The sequence below is a fragment of the Dietzia sp. B44 genome (genome assembly GCF_014145245.1).
Classification (GTDB): Bacteria; Actinomycetota; Actinomycetes; order Mycobacteriales; family Mycobacteriaceae; genus Dietzia; species Dietzia natronolimnaea.
Window position 1 is genome coordinate 2,906 of record NZ_JAALEF010000499.1, and the last position, 3,141, is coordinate 6,046.

Sequence of the window (3,141 nt, forward strand, 5' to 3'; positions counted from 1 at the left end):
GGGGGGTACGCGCGTTCTCGCTCACCTCCGCGATCCTGCCAGAGGTATCCGACGAGCCGCCGCCGTGGGACGAACCCGTTCACCCGGGTGTGCCACGATGCACACTATGGACTTCTCACCCTCACCCCGCGCGGCCGAGCTCACCGCGGCGGTCCGCGAGTTCATCGACACGCACATCGCCCCGGTCGAGCCGGCGATCCACGCCGACATCGCCCGTCGCCGACTGGCCGGAGAGGACCCATGGGCGGTCGATCCGCGGATCACCGACCTGCAGAGCAGGGCGCGCGCGCAGGGACTGTGGAACCTCTTCCTGCCCGCCGGGCACGAGGGGCCCTACGCCGAGCGCTACGGCACCCACGGCGGGACGGGCCTGACCAACACCGACTACGCGCCCGTCGCCGAGGAGATGGGGCGGTCGTTCATCGCGCCCCTGGTGTTCAACTGCAACGCCCCGGACACCGGCAACATGGAGGTGTTGCTCAAGTACGGCTCGCAGGAGCAGAAGGACCGGTGGTTGGACCCGCTCCTGGACGGGAGGATCCGCAGCGCCTTCCTCATGACCGAGCCGGCCGTGGCCTCCTCCGACGCCTCCAACATGGCGGCCACCGCGCGGGTCGAGGGTGACGAGGTGGTCCTCGACGGTCGCAAGTGGTGGTCCACCGGCGTCGGCCACCCGGACTGCGAGGTCGGCATCTTCATGGGAGTGTCCGATCCGGACGCGCACCGCTACCTGCGCCACTCGATGGTCCTGGTGCCCATGGACGCCCCCGGGGTGCGCGTCGAGCGCATGCTCACCGCACAGGGTGTCTACGACGAACCGCTCGGCCACGGTGAGGTGTCCCTCGAGGGCGTGCGTCTGCCGGTGGAGAACATCATCACCGGACCCGGGCGGGCCGCCGAGATCGCGCAGGGTCGGCTCGGCCCCGGCCGCGTCCACCACTGCATGCGGCTCATCGGGCTGTCGGAGATGGCGCTCGACCTGGCCTGCCGTCGCGCCTCGGGCCGGGTGGCCTTCGGCAAACCCGTCGTCAACCTGGGCGGGAACCGGGAGCGGCTCGCCGAGGCCCGGATCGCCATCGACCAGGCCCGCCTGCTGGTGCAGCACGCGGCCTGGAAGCTCGACACCGAGGGGCAGGCGGCCGTGGAGGTCAGCGCCATCAAGGCCGCCGTGCCGAAGATGGCCCAGAGGGTGATCGACATGTCGTTGCAGCTGCACGGCGGCGGCGGGATGAGCGACGACTTCCCACTCGCCGGCGCCTACGCCACCGCGCGCTCGCTCCGCCTGGCCGACGGCCCCGACGAGGTCCACCTCGGTGTGGTCGCCCGGGCGATGCTCGCGCCGTACCGCGACGCCGCCGGAGCCACTACGGATGCAGAGTCGGGCCGATGAGCCGACCGCACGGGGCCTCGCCCCTGAGCCGCAGGATCCCGGGCGCGGGCGCGGTGCGCAGGGAGGACGCGTTCGACGTGGAGGCGGTCGCGGCCTGGCTGCGTTCCGTCACCCCCGACCACGCGGACGTCCTGGCGGGAGTGGACCTGGGTGACGACGACGAGCCGGTCATCCCCGAGGTGAGCCAGTTCTCGGGAGGCGCGTCCAACCTCACCTACGTGTTGCGATATCCCGGCGTGGACCTGGTGCTGCGCCGCCCGCCGACCGGCACCAAGGCCCGCGGCGCCCACGACATGAAGCGCGAGTACCGCGTCCAGTCGGCGCTCCGCCCGGTGTACCCGCTGGTGCCCCGGATGGTGGGGTTCTGCGACGACCAGTCGGTGATCGGGTCCGACTTCTACGTGATGGAGCGACTCGAGGGCACGATCCTGCGCAAGGACCTCCCCCGGGAACTCCGCGCGGACAGGGCCACCATCCGGCGTCTGTCCGAACGGGCGGTCGACGCCCTGGTGGACCTGCACGCCGTCGACGTCCGGGCCGCCGGCCTGGACGACCTCGACCGTGGCGAGGGCTACGTGCGCAGGCAGGTCGAGGGGTGGTCGGCCCGCTACCGCCGCGCGCGGACCCCCGACGTGCCCGACTTCGCGCCGGTGATGAAGTGGCTGGACGCCAATCAGCCGGACGACGTGGGCCACTGCCTGGTCCACAACGACTTCCGCTTCGACAACCTGGTCCTCGACCCCGGCGACGTCACCTCCGTCATCGGCGTCCTGGACTGGGAGATGGCGACCGTCGGTGACCCGCTCATGGATCTGGGTGGCGCCCTGGCCTACTGGGTCGAGGACGGGGACGGCCCGGTGTTCAAGGCGTTCCGGCGCCAGCCCACGCACGCGCCCGGGATGCTCACCCGGTGGGAGGTCGTCGAGCGCTACGCCGAGCGGTCGGGCCTGGAGATCAGCGAGGACGACTGGCGGTTCTACGAGGTCTTCGGACTGTTCCGCCTCGCGGTGATCGCCCAGCAGATCAACCACCGCTTCTTCCACGGTCAGACGACGAACCCGGCGTTCCGCGCGTTCCGGCCCGCGGTGGGGTTCCTCGAACAGCGGTGCCTGCGCATCATCCGCACCGGCGAGGGGCGGCTGACGCCCACCCGGATCAGCCCGCGCGACGTGATCCCTGAGCTGCTCGCGGTGCCCAGGGTCGTCCTGCCGCTGCTCGCGGGCGGGGTGCACGACGCGCGCCAGAAGATCGGCGGGCTCCTCGGTGGCCTGCCGGGGACGGGGAACCGCACGTGACGGGGGTCGATCGCTGATGGGGGCCATCCACCTGGTCCGCCACGGGCAGGCCTCGTTCGGGAGCGGCGACTACGACCGGCTCTCCGAGACCGGCCACCTCCAGGCCAGGCTCACGGGCCGGGACATGGCGGCGCGCGGACTGCGGCCCGACGTGGTGATCCACGGCGGCCTGAGGCGACAGCGCGAGACCGCGCAGGGCCTGGTCGAGGGCCTGCGAGAGGGCCTGGGAGAGGACCTGGGAGAGGGTGCCGGGTGGGACTGCCCGGTCGAGTGCGACGACCGCTGGGCCGAGTACGACGCCGACGAGGTGCTCACCGCGGCCCGGGCGGCCGGGGTGAGTGCCGGTCACGCCACCCTCGATTCGGCGGGCTCCTCGGGCGAGGCCAAGCAGGCGTTCCAACGTCAGCTCGACGCGGCGCTCGGGCACTGGGCCGGGCTCGAGGCGTTCGAGACCTA

3 protein-coding genes are annotated in these 3,141 nt (G+C 72.2%); all 3 read left to right on the forward strand.

The genetic code is table 11. The annotated features are described in order from the left end of the window. The first annotated feature begins 106 nt into the window (after positions 1-106). Entirely contained in the window at positions 107-1,390 is a 1,284-nt protein-coding gene (locus tag G6017_RS14885; RefSeq protein ID WP_182618051.1) for an acyl-CoA dehydrogenase family protein, read from the forward strand. Further along, the gene (locus tag G6017_RS14890; RefSeq protein WP_182618053.1) at positions 1,387-2,685 is read left to right on the forward strand and encodes a phosphotransferase family protein; all 1,299 of its coding nucleotides are present in this window, start codon (positions 1,387-1,389) and stop codon (positions 2,683-2,685) included. Before G6017_RS14885 ends, G6017_RS14890 begins: the two co-directional genes overlap by 4 nt. Positions 2,686-2,701: 16 nt before the next feature. After that, positions 2,702-3,141: phosphoglycerate mutase family protein (locus G6017_RS14895; protein ID WP_182618055.1), on the forward strand; the 440-nt coding region annotated here is incomplete at its 3' end.